Below are 21,108 nucleotides of genomic sequence, written 5' to 3'. Positions count from 1 at the left end.
CCTTGTCTAAGGCGGGGAGTCTGTAATTACTGGTGCTAAATATGAGTTTTATAGCTTCTGTTTTCGCGCGGACTGGTCTCAACCTGTCCCTACAAAGTATAAACTCACCCCCAGCCCCTCCGAGGAGGGAAATTATACTCACCACTCACTCTGTCATCTCGAGCAGCGCGAGAGATCTATCGGGAATTCTCTCCAGATCTCTCCCGAAGGTCGAGATGACAGCAAAGGCAGTAGCTATTGAATGATTCCCAGCCTTTGGGTTGAGCGCCTCGAGAGGTTCCGGTGACGAGCCAGAGGCGAGGCAGCCCGAGGCACGAGGGCAGGAAGCGAAAGCAGCGCGATGCCTGAAGGCGAGCCCTCTCGGGCTTGAGAGCACCAATGCCGGAAATGCAACAGTAGCTTAAGTAAGTCTGGAGGATGAACAGAAGCTAGAAAGAATAGCTTCTGTCAAGTTGCGGGCAGCGGCGGCAGTAAAGTATAACTAAAGTATAACGGCACAAGCGGACGCTTGCGCGAGTCAAGTATAGAAGTACATTCAAAGTATAAAGTATGGCTCTGCAAGCCATTCGGGCCACAAAATTACCTCAAAGTAATATGCGCCCTACGCTCCACAGCATCCTTACCAACTATTCTGCTTCTTATAAATCGAAACCGAGAGCCTTATCTTATAGTAGGCATACGCTTCACCCAAGGCTTCAAAAAGGTCCTTTAGCTTGGCATCTACTCCAAATTTGGCAATGGCTTTGGCGATAACTTTATACTCGGCACTGCTCACATACCTGGAGAGATCCACGTCGTAGCCCTGCTCATAGAGGGTGGCCAGGTGCGAGAAAACCGTTACGGGATTCAGGCTGCGCATTTTGGCAATCTCCTCAATGCTAAGGCCTTGCTGCAACAACTCCAGTGTAGCCAGGTGTGTGGCCCCCTTCATCTTGTTGCCTTTGTTTTGCTCCTCGTTTATAAAGTCGATGATCTCTGTGATGAAGGAGTCTCCGTAGCGCTCATACTTTTGGGCGCCTACGCCCGATATGGCCAGCATGGCAATCTTGTTGGTGGGCCGCTCGGCAGCCATTTCCTGCAGGGTGGTATCGGTAAACACCACGTAAGGCGGCACGCCATACTCATCGGCCAGGCTTTTGCGGAGTGCGCGCAGTTTCTCAAAGAGAGCATCCTTGATGAGCTCGCGTTTCGGACGGGCCTTGATGGCCGGTTCCTCCTGCTTCACATCCTCAAATTTAACGAGCTGTACTTTTTTGCCCTCAAACAGTACCTGCCGGCTCTGCTCGGTCAGCTTTAACGTATAGCCCTGGTCGTAGGCCATTTCAATCAGCCCTTCGTTCAGCATCTGGTGCAGGTAGCGGGTCCAGTCCAGGGTACTGATGTCGCGGCCGGCGCCGTAGGTTTTCACTTTATCGAACCCGCCCTGCAACACCTGGGCATTTCTGGCCCCGCGGAGCACATCCACCAGCAAACCCATGTTAGCCTGCTCCTGGGTACGGGCTATGGCAGACAAGGCTTTCTGGGCAATCACGGTGCCATCGAAGCGGGTGGGGGGATTCCGGCAGATGTCGCAGTTGCCGCAGTCCTTCTCCATACTTTCGCCAAAGTACTGCAGCAAGATACGGCGGCGACAAGCAGCGGCCTCCGCGAACTGCTGCATGCGCTCCAGCTTTACCAGTTGCAGCTCCGTTTGCGCCTCGTTCTGGTTATCCTGCAGCATGGTGCGCAGGTTCTGCACATCGGCGTAGCTATAGAAAAGCAAGGCATCTGATTTAGCCCCGTCACGCCCGGCGCGGCCGATTTCCTGGTAGTACCCTTCGATGTTCTTGGGCAGGTTGTAGTGAATAACCCAGCGCACGTTGGATTTATCGATACCCATACCGAAGGCGATGGTCGCGCACACAATCTGCACGTCGTCGTTAAGGAAATCCTCCTGCGCCTTGGCCCGCTGGTTGGCCGACATACCGGCATGGTAGTAGGTGGCGTTAAAGCCGCTGCGCTTGAGCTTATCGGCCAGGCTTTCGGTGGCCTTCCGGCTGAGGCAGTAGATAATGCCGGGCTGGTTCGGCTTGCGAGAGAGAAAATCGGTAATTCTGTTAAAGCGGTCGCGGCCGGGCTTCACCATCAGGTTGATGTTTGGCCGGTCGAAGGAGGCTACGTATACTTGCGGGTTGCGCAGGTAAAGCTGCTCCTGGATATCCTTCTGCGTGAGCCTGTCGGCGGTGGCAGTAAGGGCGATAACCGGGGTGTCGGGGAACTGCTGCTTGAGCGCCTTCAGCTGCGTGTACTCCGGCCGGAAATCATGGCCCCAGGAAGAGATGCAGTGCGCCTCGTCCACGGCAAAGAGCGAGATGCGTACCCGGCGCAGAAAAGCCAGGAAACCTGAGGACAGCAGCTTCTCCGGCGACACGTAGAGCAGCTTCAGCTTGCCCTCCAGGCACTGGTTTTCAATCGCGTACTGCTGCTCGGCGTTTTGGGAACTGTTGATGTACGCTGCCGGAATACCGTTGGCCAGCAGCGCCTCCACCTGGTCCTTCATCAGGGCAATCAGCGGCGACACCACCACGCACATGCCCGGCTGCACCACCGCCGGCACCTGGTAGCAGACGGATTTACCGCCGCCGGTCGGCATCAGCACCACCACATCCCGCCCCTGCAGCACACCGTCGATGATCTGCTCCTGCATGGGCCGGAACTGCTCGTAACCAAAGTATAATTTTAAGGCCTCTCGTGCCTCCCTGATCGTAACCATTCCCTTATTCCTCACAGTGGCATGGCGTTCTGGCTGCACCTGCCATGTTTTGTTTTTCAAAGATAACCATTCGCCCGCGCAATTACGAGCCTCCGGCCTGCTTTCAACAAACTAAGAACCATGCCTCTCCTACTGCGTAGGTTTAACTGGATAACTAACATAAATCATAAGCTATGAAATCAGAGATAACCAACAACCTGGAGCACGTGCTGATAAAATGTATCACCGCTTGCGAGACTTGCGCCACCATGTGTCTGCAGGAAGATGACGTAAAAATGATGGTGCGCTGCATTATGCTCGACCGCGACTGTGCCGACATCTGCACCCTGACGGCCCGTTTTGTGGCCCGCAACTCGCAGCACGCCAAGCATGTGATGAAGGAGTGCATCGAAATTTGCCGCCTCTGCGAGGAAGAGTGCCGCAAGCACCAGCACGACCATTGCCAGAAGTGCGCTGATGCCTGCCGCGAGTGCGCCGAGGCCTGCGAGCAGTGGATGCAGCAGAAGTAATTTATACTTATACATGCAAAAGCGGCGGCCCATGAAAATGAACCGCCGCTTTTGCTTTGTCTATAGACTACCGCTGCCTCAGAAGATCATATCCAGTATGGCGGAGACAATGGAGAGCACCAGGCTGAAGAGAAGCGCCCAAAAAAAGCCCGCCACATCAAAGCCTGCCACCAGCCAGTCGGCCAGAAGTATGATAACAGCGTTGATGACCAGCAGAAAAAGCCCCAGGGTAAGTATGGTTACCGGGATGGTGAGGAAAACAAGGACAGGCCGCACGATGGCATCCAGTACCGCCAGCACCAGCGCCAGTATCAGCGCGGTGAGAAATCCGTCAATAGAAACCCCAGGTAGCACATAGGCTGCTATCATGGCAGCTGCACCCGTCAGAATAAGTTTAAGTATAAATCCCATAGTTTTATTTTTTGGATGAAATATAGTAGAAGCATGTTATAGTTGCTGCGCTATACATACGCAGCGCAAAGTATAAAGTATGGCCAGGGCCGGAAGTATAAAAAGAAAGCCCGCAACAGTTGCGGGCTTTCCTGTAAGTATAAATCTATACTTCGCTATACATTAAAACTGTGCCTCCAGGCGTTGCTGCGATACGGCCATCCAGTTGATCAGCTTCATGAGCATGCGCGCTCCTACGTTGCCGTTCCACTCGCTTTCGCCGGGGCCCACCTCGCACAGGTCGAAGCCGATGATCTCTCTGCCGGATTTTACCAGTTGCCTGATCAGGTACACGGCCTGCTCAAACTCCAACCCTCCCGGAACCGGCGTGCCCGTGCCGGGGCAGAGTTTCGGATCAAGGCCGTCGATGTCGAAGCTGATGTATACTTTTTGCGGCAGCTGCGCGATGATCTTCTTGCACTCTTTCTTCCAGCTCTCGCCGGCATACATGTTCTCCTTCAGCGTGGCGTCGTAGAAGATGGTCACGCGGCCGTTAGACTGCTCGGCCAGTTCCGCCTCTGCCTGACAGATATCGCGGATACCTACCTGCACCAGCTTCTTCACCTGCGGCAGCTTGAGGGCGTTGAACATGATGGAGGCATGCGAGTACTCAAAGCCTTCGTAGGCGTCGCGCAGGTCGGCATGGGCATCTACCTGAAGTATACCGAACTCCTCGTGCTTCTCGGCCAGCGCGTGCATCAGCCCCAGCGGGGTGCTGTGGTCGCCGCCCAGTACGCCTACCAGTTTGCCCTGGTCCAGGTAGCCGAGCGCCTTTTGCTTCAGCCAGGCCAGCAGCTCCTCCCCTTTGGCTGTCACCTCGGCAGGCAGGTTTTCAAACTCCGAAGCTCCTACCTCAGGGCTTCCGGCCTCCAGCCAGTTGATGTAGGCCTTCGCCTTGTCGCGGAGCGCCTCACTGGTGGCAGCCCATAATTCGGAAATCTCTTCCATGGCCACGCCCAGTTTCCAAGCGTCTTTTATACTTGGCTCATAGAGGTCGAGCTGCGGAGAGGCGTCTTTCACGGCCTGCGGGCCCTGCGCCGTACCAGCACTGTAGGACACGGTCACCTCCCAGGGCACCGGGATGATCACAACTTCGGATTCTTCTACCGTAAAGGGCAGACCGAAAAGTCCTCCGTGGATGTCGCCGACACCGTTTGGGTCGAAGTTCTGAATTTTCTGTTCTTTACTGTTCATTTGTGGGTTCAGCTGAGTATGCTTCAATTGCTTCCTGGGAACCGCTGGCCAGCAGTTCCTTTACAAAGTTAGGCAGTGCAAAGGCAGCTGCATGTATTTCTTCGTTATAATATTTCAGGCCCTGCGCTTTTGAGAACCTGGCCGCCGCTTCCCGGTCGAACTGAAGCGGGTTAGAACTACCCTTAGACGAGTAAGAGAAGCTCCAGGTTCCGGTTGGGTAGGTTGGGATGGCTGCCAGGTAGCAGTGTACCTTGTCCTGTCCGAAAATCTTCTTGTAGGTATCGTAGATCTCCACAAACACGGCACTGTTAAAGCGCGGTGACTCCGACTGCGTGATCATCACACCGTCCGGTGTCAGGCAGCGGTACACCTGGCTGTAGAATTCGGCTGTAAACAAGCCCTCTCCCGGGCCAACCGGGTCGGCGGAGTCCACGATGATAAGGTCGTAACGGCCGTCCTCGCATTCGTTGATATACTTGATGCCGTCTTCCACCAACAGGTTCAGGCGCGGGTTGTCGAACGAGACAGCCGTTTCGGGCAGGTGCAGCTTGCAGGCCTCAATTACCAGCTCGTCTATCTCCACCAGCGTCACCTCCTCCAGTTGCTCGTAGCGCAGCAGCTCGCGCACCGTGCCGCCATCGCCGCCGCCAATCACCAGGGCGCGCTTAGCCTTGCTATGGCTCATCATCGGCACGTGGGTGATCATTTCGTGGTACACGTACTCATCTTTCTGCGTGCACATCACCATGCCATCCAGCGTCAGCATGTTGCCGTAGGCCAGTGTCTCGTACACCTCCACACGCTGGTAAGGCGAGTCCTTTTTGTAAAGTTGGTCGCCTGTGTGCTTCAGCGACAGGGCAATGTTCTCGTCGCGTTCGGTAAACCACACGTCGCGGGTAATGGTGCCCGGCTCTTCCTGAGGCTTGGCCGACACATCACGCAGTTGCTCCAGGTTAAAGTCAGTTCGCTTCAGCAGGTTCAGTTGGCCACGGCGCAGCTCCATAGAGGAACCATGCCCTGCCTCGAAGGCTTCTTTGAGGTAACTATAAGACACCCAGGGGTCTACAGAATCGCCACAGGTAAAAAGGTCTACAGCGGCGTAGCCATACTCCGGCCAGGTATGGATGGCCAGGTGGCTTTCCTGAATCACCACCACACCCGACACTCCGTAAGGCGAGAAATGGTGAAACGTGCTGTTGATGACAGTGGCGCCTGCCGTTTCAGCGGCGGCCACCATGCTGTTTTCGATGTGAACCACATCGTTCATCAGTTCCGGGGAGCAATCGTAAAACTCAACAAGAATGTGTCTGCCTAAAGCGTTCATCAATAAGTATAGAAGGTTTAAAAAATGAAAAGTGGGCAAAAAAACGAAATCTGGCTCTATAATCAAAGGTAAAAGGCCAGCATCAAGGTATACTTCATTGTTTCCCAGAGGGTTAATAATTTCCTGAACGCATGCGCAGCGGGTCTGCCACTCGCCTATTTGCTCTTACTTCTGTTTCGGGTCCGCAAGTATAAAATGATAACCAGGTAAGGGAGTAGAGCTCTGGAACACAGACTTTGCTCCGAAAAGAAACCTATTTGACAATGAAGAAGCTTAGTCGAGGGGAGGTTATACTTATACTTTGCACTGCTAAAAGCCCCACGCAATGACAAGTATAGTCAGTATTTAAAATGTGATTGCCCTGCAGGTAAGGGAGGCCGTAATGCAAGTTATACTTAGCCAAGAGTAGCGCGTGGCGGGTGAGATGGCCATACTGAAGGTCAACAACCTAGAACTATACTTCGAACCGTGTCCGGAAAGTATAACCAGATTTGAGAGGAACAGATGGTGCTCAGGTAGAAGGCCTCAGAAAAGTAAAAAGTGTGGAGAGCACCAGATAGCTTTTGCTCTGTTATCTGAGCACCTGTATACTTGGCGACTTCCGCCCAGGCACCAGAGCAATCGGCAAGTATTTATACTTGCCGAGCCGCTGCAAGGCCGCTATCATAGGTTAAAGTATAAATCATGCGGGTGCCTATACTTTATACTTATACTTTCTCTAAAAACGCAGACTACTGCAAATAAACTTACTCGGCGTCCAGCAAGTTGTTCTTGCCCAGCTCAAACGACCGGATGATATCGATGATATTCAGGAAGGTCTTCGAGTCGAAGAACAGCAGCAGGGGCAGCTCCACGCTTTTGTAATTGTGGGTAAAACGGGTGATGACCGTAAACACTAGCGGCTGAAACAGCGGGTGCTGCACCAGTATATCCTTCAGGGAATCGGCAATGTAGCCTTTGGGCGCTTTAGGCGGGGAGCCGTAGATATTGGCCTTCAGGATGTTGGCCATCTGCGTCACCAGGGCTCCGGTAATAATGTTGCTGATCTCCAGCAGCAGCGACTCCTGCATCACCGACAGCTCCCCCTTGTAGCCGCTGTCGTCGCCCAGGCACACCTGCGTGAGCCGCGCGATGTGGTCGTCGGAGAAGAGCATCAGGGTGGCGCCGTTAAAATCGCCTTTTATGTCAGACTGAATGATCACGTGGGTACTCTCATACTCCGAGACCAGGCTGAGAAGCTCTTTGATTTCGATCAATTTGAGATCCGGCACTTTCAGGAGCACTTTGTCTTTTGCGATAGCCGCAAAAGAATCGGCTGCCCTGGCCAACCCAATATTGAGTATCTCTTTGATAATATCTCTCTCCAACTCTGAAATATGAGCTTCCATCATCATAGTTATCTCGTTTGTACTTGATTTACCCATCGCCTCAAATCTGCCTTCTCTGTGTAAAATAACGGGTGATGGCCGGCACATCCAGCACCAGGCATACTTTGCCGGTGCCTAGTAGTGTCACCCCCCCGTAAATATCAATCTGATCCAGCGGCTTGCTCAGCGCCTTTACCACTATATCCTGTTGCCTGTATAATTTGTCTACAATCAAACCGAGCTTTCTGTTGTTGTAAGACACGATAATGATATTCTGTACCTGCCCGTTTAACCTCGTCTTATCCCCCAGCCTCATTTCCTGCTCCGGGGCATTCAGCAACTCGTTCAGGTACACCACCGTTACCGTCTCCCCTTTCAGGTCAGCAATCAGCACTCCCCCTACCTCATGCAGCTCGTCCTTGTCCAGCGACACGACCTGCTCTGTGTGTATGAGCGGAATGGCGAAGTAAATACTGTCCACCTCAAACAGCAGCGCTCCTTTCACAGCGATAGAGGTCGGCAGCTGCATGCTGAAGGTGGTGCCGGAGCCCTTTACGGAGCTGACACTGATACGCCCGCCAATCGAGTCGATGGCGTTCTTCACCACATCGAGCCCCACGCCCCGGCCCGAGAACTCGGTCACCTCCTTTGCCGTGGAGAAGCCCGGCTCGAAGAGCAGCGAGAGCACTTCGTGTTCGCCCATACTTCGTGCAGCATCTGCGGAAACAAGCTGCTTTTCAACGGCCGTGCGCCGCACCACGTTCAGGTCTATTCCCCGGCCATCGTCTATCAGCCGGAGCAGTACGTTCTCCCGATCGCTTTGCGCGGCCAGCCTCAACTGCCCCGTCGTGTCCTTGCCTGCTGCCTGGCGCTCTTCGGGTTTCTCTAAGCCATGTGTAATGGCGTTCCGCACCAGGTGCAGCAGCGAGTCAGCCATAATCTGCAGGATGTTCCTGTCGATCTGGATGTCATGCCCTTCCAGCACCAGGTTCACCTGCTTTCCTTCGGCGGCGGCCACATCGCGCACAATGCGCGGAAACTTGTTAAAGAGCGAGCCTATGTTTACAAGGCGGGCGTCCATTACACTGTACTGCAGCTCTTCCGTGATGCGGTACAAGTGCGAACTCACGCTCTTGAGCTCATCGCTGTTCAGCTCCCTGCTGATGGAAAGAACCCGGTCGCGGTCTATCATCAGCTCACCCACCAGGTTCATCATATGGTCCAGCTTTCGGATCTGGATATAGATAAGCTCTGACAGCGACAGGTTTTTTGACGTGTTATACCGCTGCACTTTGGCCAGCTCGATGGTACTGTCGGAGAGGTTCTCCACAATAATATCGAGGTTGCGAAGCAAAAGCGGATCGGGCTCCCCGTAGTTCGGGTTGTCCACGTTATGGATCAGCTCGCCCAGCAGGTCCACGCCATCAAACAGCACCTTTACCACCTCATCGCTGAAGGATAGTTCCTTGTTGCGGATAAGGCTGAAGGCCGTCTCCAGTTTGTGAGAGACATCGGAGATCTGAAGGTACCCGATTGCCTTGGAGTTAGCCTTTAGGTTATGCAGCAAACGGAATATCTCGGCAAGCGTCTCTTCGCTTTCCGGCTCTTTCTCCAGCGTGCTGATATGCCTGTTCAGAGCATCAAAGTACTCCAGGGCCTCGGCAATAAATATTTCTTTATACTCCTGTTCTCTCGATTTCATAAATAACGTCAGTAGTACTGACACGACCTTCCGCCATAAACAGTCCGGCGCCTAGCGCTCAGGCTATAATTGGTTCAGGAAGGACAAGTTTATACTTTCCCGGATAAGCAAGGCCCCTGGCCCGCCCTGACACCGGGAGACAGTAAAGGACTTTTAAACGCTCAGCTGTCCGGATTACAAAGCCATGCCCCTACCGGAATAGCATGTTTATGATTAAGTATAGAATTAGCTTTCAGGCGCTTCCTCGGCCAGCACCTTGCTTACCACCTCCAGCACGTTCTCCTCCGAGAAAGGCTTCACGATATAAGATTTGGCGCCATACTCCATGGCCTCGTTCACGATAACCTCCTGCCCTACGGCGCTTACGATAATCACCTTCTGGTCCGGCTGCTCCTGCCGGATGCCTTTCAGTACTTCCAGCCCCGTGCTGTCAGGCAAAATCACATCCAGCGTAATCAGGTCCGGCTTTGTTTCCTTTGCCAACTCTAACGCAGTCTGCCCATTCGGAGCCTCTCCCACAATTTCATAGCCGGCATCGCTAAGCATGTTTTTAAGCATGGTGCGCATGTAGAAAGAGTCATCTACGATCAATATTCTTTTCATACCTTTTATAAAGTATAATTTTAGTTCTATAAGTTAGGCAACTGGTTCACCTCCTCATGTGTCAGGATCTTGTGCATGTCCAGCACAATGATGAGTCGGTTGTCGGTCTTGGCTATTCCTTCAATAAAGTTCTCGCTCACGCTCACGTCCTGTAAAAAGGACGGCGTCTTGTCGATCTTGGTCAGGGGCAGGTTCAACGACTGCGGCACCTCCTTCACATCTACGCCAATGCTGTAGGTGTCGGTTTCCACCACCAACGTATAGCTGGAACTCACCCCAACTGCCGCGGCATCCGGCCTGATGTTGAAGCGCCTGGCCAGGTCTATGATGGCAATAATATCACCGCGAATGTTGGCCACCCCTTTCACAAAGTCTGGTGTGCGGGGCATGCGGGTGATTTCGGGGGTCACGGTTACCTCTTTCACCTGGTCTATCCGGATGGCATACTCTTCTGTGCCCAATTTGAACACGATGAGGTGCACCATTTCAGGGGATACCAGTTCCCGGGCAGCCTCCGAAACGGTTGCCTCTCCCTTACCTGCCTCAGAGGCAGCTACCTCCGCGGATGTTGTTTCGGGCGGAGCCGTAAGTGCTGCTTCCGGCTCCGCCTTTTTATTTGTTTTTGATGTCTTCGGCATTATTTCTTCTTCCTGTCACCCAATGGAGCATCGTTAAATCGCTGCGGCACTTCCGAATTGATTCGCTTGCTAGCCGCCTGATTGCCGCGCTGCTTGCGCTGGTTCACCGGAATGGTAGACAGCAGTCTCTTTCTATCGTTAAACACCAGGTTGCCGTCAACCAGCTTGAAGGCAGAGATACTTACCTGCAGGTCTGCCGCAATGTCGTTCAGGTTCTGCGACGAAGAGGTAAGCTCTTGCATGGAGGCGGAGAGCTGCTTGGCGGTGCTCGCCACCTGCTGTGTGCCCGAGGCCGTTTGCTCGGCAATGGCCACCACTTCCTCCACATACTTCACTACATCCCCAATCGTGGTTTTCTGTACTTCTGTCGCTGTGAGGATGTCCTGCGCGGTGCGGAGGGTCTCGCCACTGGAGGCGGCAATGTTTTTGAAGGCTCCGGACGCCTCAAACGTAGCGTTCTTTCCTTTCAACACCCGGCCCTCCATCGTTGAAATCGCCATAGCGGCTGAGGCAGTATCTTTCTTCACGTCCTCCACGAGTGTGGCAATCTCACTGGCTGATTTGCGTGAGCCCTCGGCCAGTTTCCTGATTTCCTCAGCTACCACGGCAAAACCGCGTCCGGCTTCCCCGGCACGGGCCGCCTCGATGGCAGCGTTCAGGGCCAGCAGGTTTGTCTGGGAGGCGATGTCTGTGATAACGCCCAGGGATTTGGAAATTTCCTGAGAACGGGTGCTTAGTACCTCAATTGTTTTGGCGGTGAGCGCGGCAGAGCTGGAAATTTCCTCCATGTTCTTCACCACTTCGGCCACCGTTTTCAGACCTATCTGCGAGCTTTCCTCACCAAGCAAGGCCGACTTGTTCACTACCTCAGCCCGATTTGCCGTTTCCTTCGTCGCCTTCATGATTTCCTCAATCAGCTTAAACGTCTGGTCCGTCTTGAGGGCCTGGTTCTGGGCACCTTCCGCCATCTGCTGCATCGCCAGGGCCACATCCAGCGTCACCTTGTTCATGTCCAGGCCTTTAGCGGCCATTTCCTCAGAAGAGGAGCCCACTACCAGCGACGAGTCATTAATTTCACCCAGCAGGGCGTTCAGGTTGTCAACGGCCAGGTTCAGGGCATTGGCCATGTCCAGAATGTCGCCTGCGGTCTGCGCTTCCACGCGCTGGGTCAGATCACCCTCGGAGATGGCACGTACCACCCGCGATACATCCAGCACCGGCGTTACGATGGACTCCAGCAGGTCGTTCAGGGTATCCACCAGTTCTTTCCAGCTACCGCCTACCCCCTGCAGTGTGGCACGCTCTGTCAGTTTACCTTCCACACCCGCTACTCTTGCCACACGTGACACCTCACCGGCCAGGCGGTTCAGGTCGATCACCATGGTGTTGATGGTATCGGCCAGCTCGGCCATTTCGCCTTTCGCCTGCAGGGTCAGCTTCTGGGTCAGGTCACCCTTGGATACCGCTGTTACTACTTTCACGATACCCCTTACCTGTGTTGTCAGGTTAGAGGCCATGGTATTCACATTGTCGGTCAAATCCTTCCATACACCGGCTACGTTCGGCACATTGGCCTGTCCGCCCAGTTTACCTTCGGTACCTACCTCCAGCGCCACGCGGGTTACCTCACCGGCGAAGATGTTGAGCGAGTCCACCATGCGGTTCATGTTCTCTTTCAACTCATTCAGCTCGCCTTTCACGTCCACCGATACTTTCTGGCTCAAATCTCCCTTCGCTACCGCAGTCGCTACGTTGGCAATGTCACGCACCTGCAGCGTCAGGTTGGAGGCCATCGTGTTCACGTTATCAGTGAGTTCCTTCCAGGTACCACGCACCTTCGGCACGTTGGCCTGGCCACCCAGGCGTCCTTCCGTACCCACCTCGCGCGCCACGCGCGTTACCTCGTCAGCGAAGATGTTCAGCGAGTCCACCATCTGGTTGAGGTTCTCCTTCAGGTCGAGCAGCTCGCCGCGGGCCTCTACCGTAATCTTCTGGCTCAAGTCACCTTTTGCCACGGCGGTAGACACGTTGGCGATGTCGCGCACCTGGGAGGTGAGGTTGGAGGCCATGTAGTTCACGTTGTCGGTCAGGTCTTTCCATACCCCACCCACGTTTGGCACGTTGGCTTGCCCTCCTAGCCGACCCTCGGTTCCCACTTCGCGGGCCACACGGGTAACTTCCCCGGCGAAGATGTTGAGCGAGTCCACCATCTGGTTGAGGTTCTCCTTCAGCTCGGCCATCTCGCCTTTTACATCTACTGATACCTTCTGGGTCAGGTCGCCCTTGGCTACGGCGGTAGCTACTTTTGCTATACCTCTCACCTGCGTGGTCAGGTTGGAGGCCATGATATTTACGTTGTCGGTCAAATCCTTCCACACGCCGGCCACGTTCGGCACGTTGGCCTGGCCGCCCAGGCGTCCTTCCGTACCCACCTCGCGCGCCACACGGGTTACCTCGTCAGCAAAGATGTTGAGCGAGTCCACCATCTGGTTGAGGTTCTCCTTCAGCTCGGCCATCTCACCGCGAACGTTCACCGTAATTTTCTGCGTCAAATCGCCTTTTGCTACAGCGGTCGATACGTTAGCAATGTCACGCACCTGCAGCGTCAGGTTGGAGGCCATGTAATTTACGTTGTCGGTCAGGTCCTTCCACACGCCGGCCACGTTCGGCACGTTGGCCTGGCCGCCCAGCATCCCTTCGGTACCTACCTCGCGTGCCACGCGGGTTACTTCCGCGCCAAACACATTTAGCCGGTCCACCATTTCATTCAGGATGTCCTTCAGCTCCCCGAGTTCGCCTTTCACGTCCACCGATACCTTCTGGGTCAGGTCGCCTTTGGCTACGGCAGTCGCCACGTTGGCGATGTCACGCACCTGCAGCGTCAGGTTAGAGCCCATGGAGTTCACGTTGTCGGTCAGGTCCTTCCACACGCCGCCTACATTCGGCACATTGGCCTGGCCGCCTAGCTTACCCTCAGTACCCACTTCACGTGCCACGCGCGTTACCTCACCAGCAAAGATGTTGAGCGAGTCCACCATCTGGTTGATGTTTTCCTTCAACTCGGCCATCTCGCCGCGAACGTTTACCGTGATTTTCTGCGTCAAATCGCCTTTCGCTACCGCTGTAGATACGTTGGCGATGTCGCGCACCTGGGAGGTGAGGTTGGAGGCCATCGTATTCACGTTGTCGGTCAGGTCCTTCCACACGCCGCCCACGTTCGGTACTTTCGCCTGGCCGCCCAGGCGTCCTTCCGTACCTACTTCGCGGGCCACACGGGTTACCTCACCGGCAAAGATGTTCAGGGAGTCCACCATGCGGTTGATGTTCTCCTTCAGCTCGGCCATCTCGCCTTTCACGTCCACCGATACTTTCTGGGTTAGGTCTCCCTTCGCCACAGCGGTAGATACGTTAGCAATGTCTCGCACCTGGAAAGTCAGGTTGGAGGCCATCGTATTCACATTGTCAGTCAGGTCTTTCCAAACACCGGCCACGTTCGGCACCGATGCCTGCCCGCCCAGTTTACCTTCGGTACCTACCTCCAATGCCACACGGGTTACCTCACCGGCAAACAGGTTCAGGTTGTCAATGGTGCGGTTGATTGTCTCGGCCATGACCTTGAAGTCGCCGGATACAGGGATCTGGAATGTCTCGTCCAGGTTACCGCGGGATATATTCTTAAGTACTTTGCCTACTTCCAGTACCGGTACCGCGATGGAGTCCACGAGGCCGTTGATGTTGTTGATCATGTCCTTCCAGAAACCGGAAGCATTCTCTGCCGATGCTCGGGCCTTCAGGTTCCCTTCCACTCCGGCCACTTTCGAGATACGCGACACCTCACCGCCTACACCACCTATCATCTCCACCATGGAGTTGTAAGCTTCGGCGATGTCGGCGAAAATATCGTCGTTCTGCTTGGTCAGGCGCACCGATACGTCTCCCTTCTTAAAGGCATCGAGGGCATAGAGTACCCTGTTCAACTGGTCGCTGATGTACTCGGGGTTACTCGGCAGTTTGCCTTGTCTTTTTTTGGTAGAGTCAGCCTTATCTGCCGTTAGTCTGGCAGCATTAGCAGGCAACTCTTTTGGGGCCGGGGCCGCTGGTTTGGCCGGTGCATCCCCCACAGCCGTGGTGGCAGCTCCTTTCTCCGCTTTAGCCTGAGGAGTGGTTTTCTTCTCTTCTTTGGCTTCTACGTCACTGATGAGCTTGTCTTTGCTCAGCTTCAAGTTTTTACCTAAGGCCATATATTCGTTTGGTTGGAATAGGGTGTCTTTCCTGTGCAGTGCCACTCCGGGTGGCTTGCTTATGCCTCATGCTGTGCGGCTGCCGCAGGATGTATGTAGTGCAATTTACTATAAAAGTATAAAATTTCCCGCTTATGCTGATAACTGTTTATCAGCTTTCCAGATACTCCTCGGCAAGCGCCATGTAGTCGCGCGCGCCGTTGGAGGAAGCGTCGTAGTCCAAAATACTTTGCCCAAAAGAGGGGGCTTCAGCAAGTTTCACGTTCATGCGGATGTGGATGCGGAATATTTTCTCTTTAACATTCTCGTGCAGGTACTCCAGCACTTCCTGGCTTAGCTTTCGGCGCACATCAAACATCACCACTACGATTCCTTTTACTTTAAGTTGCGGGTTGAAGGCTTTTTTTACTTTTTGAACCGTGTTCATGATCTGATCAAGCCCCTGCAGGGTGAGCACCTCCATCTGCAAGGGTATGAGCACCTCATGGGCTGCAGTCAGGGCGTTTAGCGTGAGAACGGAAAGTGAGGGTGGACAATCAATAAGTATAAAATCAAAGCCTTTTGCCTCTGCCAGAATTTTCTGAAGAAACTTCTCCCGGTCCGGCTCTGTTACCAGCGAGATCTCTACATCCACCAGTTCGTTTGAGCCGGGCACCACCCACAGCCCGTCCTTCTCTACCCACGTATCCTGTAGGCTCTGGTCGCCGAGAAAAACACTGGCCAGCGTCGCCTCCGGGTTAGAAATGGCCAGTGAGTAGGAAAGGTTGCTCTGCGGGTCCAGGTCTATTAAAAGCACCTTTTTGCCCAGCTTGCTCAGGGCACTGCCCAGGTTTATGGTTGTAGTTGTTTTGCCGGTGCCGCCTTTCTGGTTAATGACGGCTACTACCTTCGTCTTCATGGTGTGGGTATTAAGGATGCGGAGGATCGTTTGCAACCAGCCGCACCACTAAAATAAGCAAAAGAGGAATATTTTAAAAGTATAATATTTCCGGAGCCGGTCCCTTAGGACTCAAACTGTTCCAGCAGCAGGCCGGTGGTAGTGTGGATTTCCTGCCATTGCTCCAGTTGCAGGGCTACTGCTACAACGCCTCCTGGCTCGAGGTAACCAAGGCGCAGGTTCTCCGTTAGCTCGCGGGCAAGGCGTGTCAGGCCGGGGTTGTGAGCCACCAGCAGCACCTGCTTCACCTTGTCCGGCAGCTCCCCCAGGCTATTTATCAGTTTTGTCTCGCGGGCATTGTAGAGGTCCGGGTTATAGGTGATGTTCTCCTCATCAAAGTATAAACGGCTGGCGATGATGCGGGCCGTGGCGTTGGCCCGGGCAGCGGGACTGGCCAGGAGGGCATCAACTTTAGAAAATTTTTCGCGCAGCCACTGGCCTGTCGTTTTTGCCTGCTGATGGCCGTTGGGAGTAAGTTCGCGTTCAAAGTCAGGCTGGAGCGGAAAGGGTTCATACGCTTCAGCATGACGGCATAGGAGCACGATTCTTTGCATAGATTTGTCGGATGACCGTATAGTACTTGTACTGGCCCGACACAGGGCCGGCGGAGTTTTAATTGCGTAGTTTAAACCCCTCTTATACGGATTGGGTTGTAATTGTTGAAAAAAAAATTTGAACTTTGGGCAAAATCTCACCTGTTCGCCCTGTAAAGATAAAGGATGATAAAAAATTTAGTCATAGTAGAGTCGCCTGCCAAGGCCAAGACGATTGAGGGATATTTAGGGAAGGATTTCGTTGTGAAATCCAGCTTCGGCCATGTGCGCGACCTGCCTAAGGACAACAATGCCATTGATATAGAGAACGGTTTCAAGCCCACCTATGTCATCTCCAGCGATAAGCGGGAGGTGGTGTCGCAGCTGCGCAAGCTGGCAAAGGAGGCGGAGACAGTTTGGCTGGCATCGGACGACGACCGCGAGGGAGAAGCCATTTCGTGGCACCTGACAGAGGCCCTGAACCTGAACGACGCCAAGACGCGTCGCATCGTTTTCCGCGAGATCACTAAAAACGCCATACTTAACGCCATCAGCTCGCCGCGCGGCATCGACATGGACCTGGTAAACGCCCAGCAGGCGCGCCGTATCCTGGACCGCCTGGTAGGTTTTGAACTGTCGCCGGTACTGTGGAAGAAAATCAAAACTGGGCTTTCAGCTGGTCGTGTACAGTCGGTGGCGGTACGCCTGGTGGTGGAGCGCGAGCGCGAGATTGAGCGATTCAAGGCGGAGGCTACTTTCCGAATTACGGCATCGTTTGATGTACAGGGCCGCACCCTGGAGGCCGAGCTCCCACAGAAGTTCAAAACCGAAGAGGAGGCCCAGCATTTCCTGCAGCAATGTATCGGTGCAGATTATAAAATTGAGAACCTGGAGAAAAAGCCGCTCAAGCGCAGCCCTGCTCCGCCGTTCACCACCTCTACCCTGCAGCAGGAAGCCAGCCGGAAGCTATACTTCTCCGTGGCACAGACCATGACCATCGCGCAGCGCCTGTACGAAGCCGGTAAGATCTCCTACATGCGTACCGACTCAGTGAACCTGTCGGAGGAGGCCATACAAGGTGCCAGTCGCGAAATACAGCGCTCTTTTGGGGAAAAGTTCGTGAAAACGCGACGCTTCAAAACCAAATCGGCCTCCGCACAGGAGGCACACGAAGCTATCCGCCCAACAGATTTCTCGCAGATGACCGTGAGCAGTGACCGCAATGAGCAGCGTTTGTACGAACTGATCTGGAAACGCGCCATTGCCTCCCAGATGGCGGACGCAGAGATAGAGAAAACGACTGTAACCATCGGCATCTCCACACAGCCCGACCAGAAGCTGCAGGCTAACGGTGAGGTGATCAAGTTTGAGGGCTTCCTGAAAGTATACATCGAATCGAAAGACGATGAGGAGGAAGGCGCTGATGAGGATGTAAAAGGCATGCTGCCGCCTCTGAGCATCGGGCAAACTATAGACCTGCGCCAGATGGTGGCCACCCAGCGCTACAGCCGCCCGGCCGCCCGCTACACCGAAGCCAGCCTCGTAAAGAAACTTGAGGAAATGGGCATTGGCCGCCCGTCTACCTACGCTCCTACCATTTCTACTATCCAGAAACGTGGTTACGTAGAGAAAGACAGCCGCGAGGGAAAGGAACGCCCGTTCCGGGTACTGACGCTGAAAGGAGAAAATATCTCCTCCCAAACCAAAACCGAGATTACGGGCGCCGAGAAAGCCAAGCTGTTCCCGACGGACACGGCAATGGTAGTGAACGACTTTTTGGTGGAGCACTTCCCGAACGTGATTGACTATTCCTTTACAGCCCGTGTGGAGGCCGAGTTCGACGAGATTGCGCAGGGCCAGAAAGAGTGGGAGGACATGCTGGAGAAATTCTACGAGAAGTTCCACGAGCGCATCGCATCGAGTGAGAATATCTCCAGAGCAGAAGTTTCGGGTGCCCGCGAGCTGGGTACGGACCCTGTTTCCGGCAAAACGGTAGTTGCCAAACTGGGCAGATTTGGCCCTTATGTGCAATTGGGAGAGGAAAACCCGGAGACCGGCGAGAAACCGGTTTATGCCAGCCTGCGCAAAGGCCAGTTCATCGAAAGCCTGGCGCTGGAGGATGCCCTGGAGCTGTTTAAACTGCCGCGCATTGTAGGCACCTTCGAAGAAAAGGAAATGACCGCAGCTGTTGGTCGCTTCGGGCCCTACATCCGCCACGACGGCAAGTTCTACTCACTGCCCAAAACGCTGGACCCCATGATCGTAACAGCCGAGGAAGCTGTAGATCTGATACAGGCCAAACGCAAGGCGGATGCAGAGAAAGTTATTAAGACCTTCCCGGAAAACCCGGACATACAGGTGCTGAACGGCCGGTATGGCCCATACATCGCGGCTGGCAAAAAGAACGTGAAGATTCCGAAAGGCAAAGAGCCTGCTGAGTTGACGCTGGAAGAATGCCTGGCGCTGGCCGAGGCTACGCCTGAAAAGAAAGGCCGCGGCGGCTTTAAAAAGAAAGCTGAAACCGAAAAGCCTGCGGCTACAAAGAAAACAGCCACCAAAAAGGCTACAGCTACTAAAAAAACAACCACAGCCAAGAAAGCCGCGCCTAAGAAAAAGGCATAGCGTTACTTATGCATTCAAACAAAAAGAGCACCTGCATAAGGTGCTCTTTTTGTTATGATATTCTTGACTCCCTTCGCTCACGATTAGCTGTATGATTGGCTTTTATCGCATTTCATAAGTATGTAGTCTTGCTCTAAGCGAAAGCTGCCATACTTATACTTATGGCTCCTTGCTGATAAACTGCTCACATGCTTAGGAGCTAAATGTGGGCAGTTGCATCTCCCCCACTTTCTAACCTTCTAACTTTTTAACTTTCTAACTTCTAAGCCACTTCCTCTCCCCCGCCTTTTCGGGAGCCACGGTACAGCTCATACTTCAGCAGACGGCACTCAATAGAGCCATTGTAGAGCGGCACACGGCGCGAGGTGCGCAAGCCTATACTTTTGGCGGCCTCCAGGTTACCGGTAAACACAAAGGCGTCGTAGCCCTGGTAGTTGTTCTTTAAAGTGTCGCCGATGTTTTTATAGAGCTCGTTGATGTCTTCCGACTGAATGCGCTCGTTGTAGGGCGGGTTCATCACGACCACGCCGTGGCCTTCCGGAGCCTGCGTTTCGAAAAAGTCGGCCTGCTCTACCTGTATGATGTTTTCCAGACCGGCGTTGGCGATGTTGTTGCGGGCAGCCTCTACGTAATCTGCGTCCAGGTCATAGCCTATAATTTGCGCTTGTAGCGTACGCTTTTCCTTCGCCTCAGCTGTGTTCCAGACCATCTCAAAAAGCGACTCGTTATAGTCTTTCCACTTCTCAAAGCCGTAAGGGTCGCGGCGGAAGAGGCCAGGCGCGATGTTCTGTGCCATCAGGGCGGCTTCTATCAGGAAGGTGCCGGAACCACACATCGGGTCTATGAACGGTGATTTCTTGTCCCAGCCGGAAAGGGCGATGATGCCAGCAGCCAGTACTTCGTTCAGCGGCGCCACGTTCGTCTGCAGGCGGTAGCCGCGGCGGTGCAGCGAGTCGCCAGAGGAGTCGAGCGAAAGGGTAACCAGGTTGTCGTGCATGTGCAGGTTCAGGCGCACATCGGGTCGGATACGGTCCACTGAAGGCCGCTCACCGGTGTTGGCCCGGAACTGGTCCACTATGGCATCCTTGGTTAGCTGCGCCACATACAGCGAGTGCTCGAAAGTGGAGTGGCTCACCACCGCATCGATGGCGAAGGTCATGTCCACGCCGAAGAACTCCGACCAATCTGTCTTCTGCACCTGCTCATAAAGGCTTTTCTCGTCACGAACCTTGAACTGGCGGATAGGCTTCAGGATGCGGATGGCAGTGCGGCACCACAGGTTGGCCTCGTACAGCTGGCGCAGGTTACCCGAGCAGGTCACCACGCGGTTCCCCACTTTTACATACTCCATGTCCAGTTCGCGCAGCTCGGCTGCCAATACCTCCTCCAGGCCGGCCAGCGTGGTGGCTATGATATTAAAATTCTCGCTTTGCGTCTTCTTCGCCATACTTTATACTTTATCTGGTTGCAAAGATAGCAGATAGTGTAGCGAGTTCCGAATAAGGCAATGCCAAGCAGTTTCGGAGCAAAGAAGTTATTACAGAAGGTGCCTATAGCGCCACCCCGACAGTGAGTCCGCTGACAAAATGCAGGCCTGAGTAACCAAAATCAAAGGCATTCCTGTTGAAGCGCACGTGGCTGAAATCGGTGTTGGCAGAGCTATGCTTCAGGGCAGCCCCGAGATAAAAATCGAAAAGCAACACGCCCTCTACTGCCGGAACCTGCAGGCCCAGTAACGCAACTCCCCCCACGCGGTTGATTTTCTCGTTAAAGGGGCGCAACCTGTACTTATACACATCCAGCCCTTCTGCATCAGTTTCACGAACCCATCCCTGCCTTTCAAACTCAAGGTTAAAGCGATGGTAATTAACCCCATAGGAAAGATACACCCTTCGGTTATACTGGCTGATGTAGTCGCTGAGGTAGAACCTGTGCAGCACTTCTGCCCCATAGCCTTTCACATCAGACTCCTCGACCCAATTGCGACCCGCTAACACATCAACCGTACCCGTGTTGCCCACATAAAGCCTGGGTGAAAACACAAACCCATGCCGGCTCCCCTGCCCCGGTACTTTCTCGACATACAGGTGCAGGCCGTTTATGAACAAATGCTGCGGACTGAACTTGATACTTATTTTTTTATCCGGAGCAGGGTCCAGCACCTGTGCACGGGCTTGCAACAGCGGCAGGAGCAGCAAAAGTATACAGGCAGTAAGGGTTTTCATCATCGGGGGTG

General features: G+C 54.0%; 15 protein-coding genes. 2 read left to right on the top strand and 13 right to left on the bottom strand.

Going from position 1 to position 21,108, the window contains the following annotated elements; translation table 11 throughout:
- Positions 1–619: 619 nt before the first annotated feature.
- A complete protein-coding gene (gene recQ, locus C8N40_RS06820; RefSeq protein ID WP_108211387.1) occupies positions 620–2,752 on the bottom strand; it encodes a DNA helicase RecQ in 2,133 nt (710 codons plus the stop codon).
- 173 nt (positions 2,753–2,925) lie between these two features.
- On the opposite strand from recQ, the gene C8N40_RS06815 reads away from it, so the two are divergent.
- A complete protein-coding gene (locus tag C8N40_RS06815) occupies positions 2,926–3,261 on the top strand; it encodes a four-helix bundle copper-binding protein (protein WP_108211048.1) in 336 nt (111 codons plus the stop codon).
- A 78-nt stretch (positions 3,262–3,339) separates the two neighbouring features.
- Here C8N40_RS06815 and C8N40_RS06810 read toward each other — a convergent pair whose 3' ends face one another.
- From C8N40_RS06810 to C8N40_RS06765, 10 genes are all read right to left on the bottom strand, one after another.
- Complete coding sequence (locus C8N40_RS06810) at positions 3,340–3,672, bottom strand: phage holin family protein (RefSeq protein WP_108211047.1); 333 nt, start codon at positions 3,670–3,672, stop codon at positions 3,340–3,342.
- Positions 3,673–3,834: 162 nt separating this feature from the next.
- The gene (locus C8N40_RS06805; RefSeq protein ID WP_108211046.1) at positions 3,835–4,905 is read right to left on the bottom strand and encodes an agmatinase family protein; all 1,071 of its coding nucleotides are present in this window, start codon (positions 4,903–4,905) and stop codon (positions 3,835–3,837) included.
- Positions 4,895–6,229 (bottom strand): polyamine aminopropyltransferase, encoded by a 1,335-nt coding sequence (speE, locus tag C8N40_RS06800; RefSeq protein ID WP_108211045.1) that lies wholly within the window; start codon positions 6,227–6,229, stop codon positions 4,895–4,897. Before speE ends, C8N40_RS06805 begins: the two co-directional genes overlap by 11 nt.
- Before the next feature lie 746 nt (positions 6,230–6,975).
- Entirely contained in the window at positions 6,976–7,623 is a 648-nt protein-coding gene (locus tag C8N40_RS06795; protein ID WP_245905031.1) for a chemotaxis protein CheC, read from the bottom strand.
- Positions 7,624–7,657: 34 nt separating this feature from the next.
- A complete protein-coding gene (locus C8N40_RS06790; protein ID WP_108211044.1) occupies positions 7,658–9,298 on the bottom strand; it encodes a chemotaxis protein CheA in 1,641 nt (546 codons plus the stop codon).
- A gap of 225 nt (positions 9,299–9,523) precedes the next feature.
- Positions 9,524–9,901, bottom strand: a complete 378-nt coding sequence (locus C8N40_RS06785; protein ID WP_108211043.1) for a response regulator — start codon at positions 9,899–9,901, stop codon at positions 9,524–9,526.
- Positions 9,902–9,927: 26 nt separating this feature from the next.
- Positions 9,928–10,539, bottom strand: coding sequence for a chemotaxis protein CheW (locus tag C8N40_RS06780; protein ID WP_108211042.1), 612 nt, complete (start codon positions 10,537–10,539; stop codon positions 9,928–9,930).
- Positions 10,539–14,780 (bottom strand): HAMP domain-containing protein, encoded by a 4,242-nt coding sequence (locus C8N40_RS06775; protein ID WP_245905030.1) that lies wholly within the window; start codon positions 14,778–14,780, stop codon positions 10,539–10,541. Before C8N40_RS06775 ends, C8N40_RS06780 begins: the two co-directional genes overlap by 1 nt.
- A 151-nt stretch (positions 14,781–14,931) precedes the next feature.
- Positions 14,932–15,678, bottom strand: a complete 747-nt coding sequence (locus tag C8N40_RS06770) for a ParA family protein (protein WP_146173528.1) — start codon at positions 15,676–15,678, stop codon at positions 14,932–14,934.
- 104 nt (positions 15,679–15,782) lie between these two features.
- On the bottom strand, positions 15,783–16,271 hold the full coding sequence (locus tag C8N40_RS06765; RefSeq protein WP_108211040.1) for a SixA phosphatase family protein: 489 nt from the start codon (positions 16,269–16,271) through the stop codon (positions 15,783–15,785).
- Positions 16,272–16,436: 165 nt separating this feature from the next.
- On the opposite strand from C8N40_RS06765, the gene topA reads away from it, so the two are divergent.
- On the top strand, positions 16,437–18,872 hold the full coding sequence (gene topA, locus C8N40_RS06760; RefSeq protein WP_108211039.1) for a type I DNA topoisomerase: 2,436 nt from the start codon (positions 16,437–16,439) through the stop codon (positions 18,870–18,872).
- Between the two features lie 262 nt (positions 18,873–19,134).
- Here topA and C8N40_RS06755 read toward each other — a convergent pair whose 3' ends face one another.
- Together C8N40_RS06755 and C8N40_RS06750 are read right to left on the bottom strand one after the other, a co-directional pair.
- Positions 19,135–20,319, bottom strand: a complete 1,185-nt coding sequence (locus C8N40_RS06755) for a THUMP domain-containing class I SAM-dependent RNA methyltransferase (RefSeq protein ID WP_108211038.1) — start codon at positions 20,317–20,319, stop codon at positions 19,135–19,137.
- A 103-nt stretch (positions 20,320–20,422) separates the two neighbouring features.
- Positions 20,423–21,100 (bottom strand): hypothetical protein, encoded by a 678-nt coding sequence (locus C8N40_RS06750; protein ID WP_146173527.1) that lies wholly within the window; start codon positions 21,098–21,100, stop codon positions 20,423–20,425.
- Positions 21,101–21,108: the final 8 nt, after the last annotated feature.

Origin of the sequence: Pontibacter mucosus (genome assembly GCF_003054055.1) — a bacterium.
Classification (GTDB): domain Bacteria; phylum Bacteroidota; class Bacteroidia; order Cytophagales; family Hymenobacteraceae; genus Pontibacter; species Pontibacter mucosus.
This window is presented reverse-complemented; position numbering and strand designations above follow the sequence as displayed.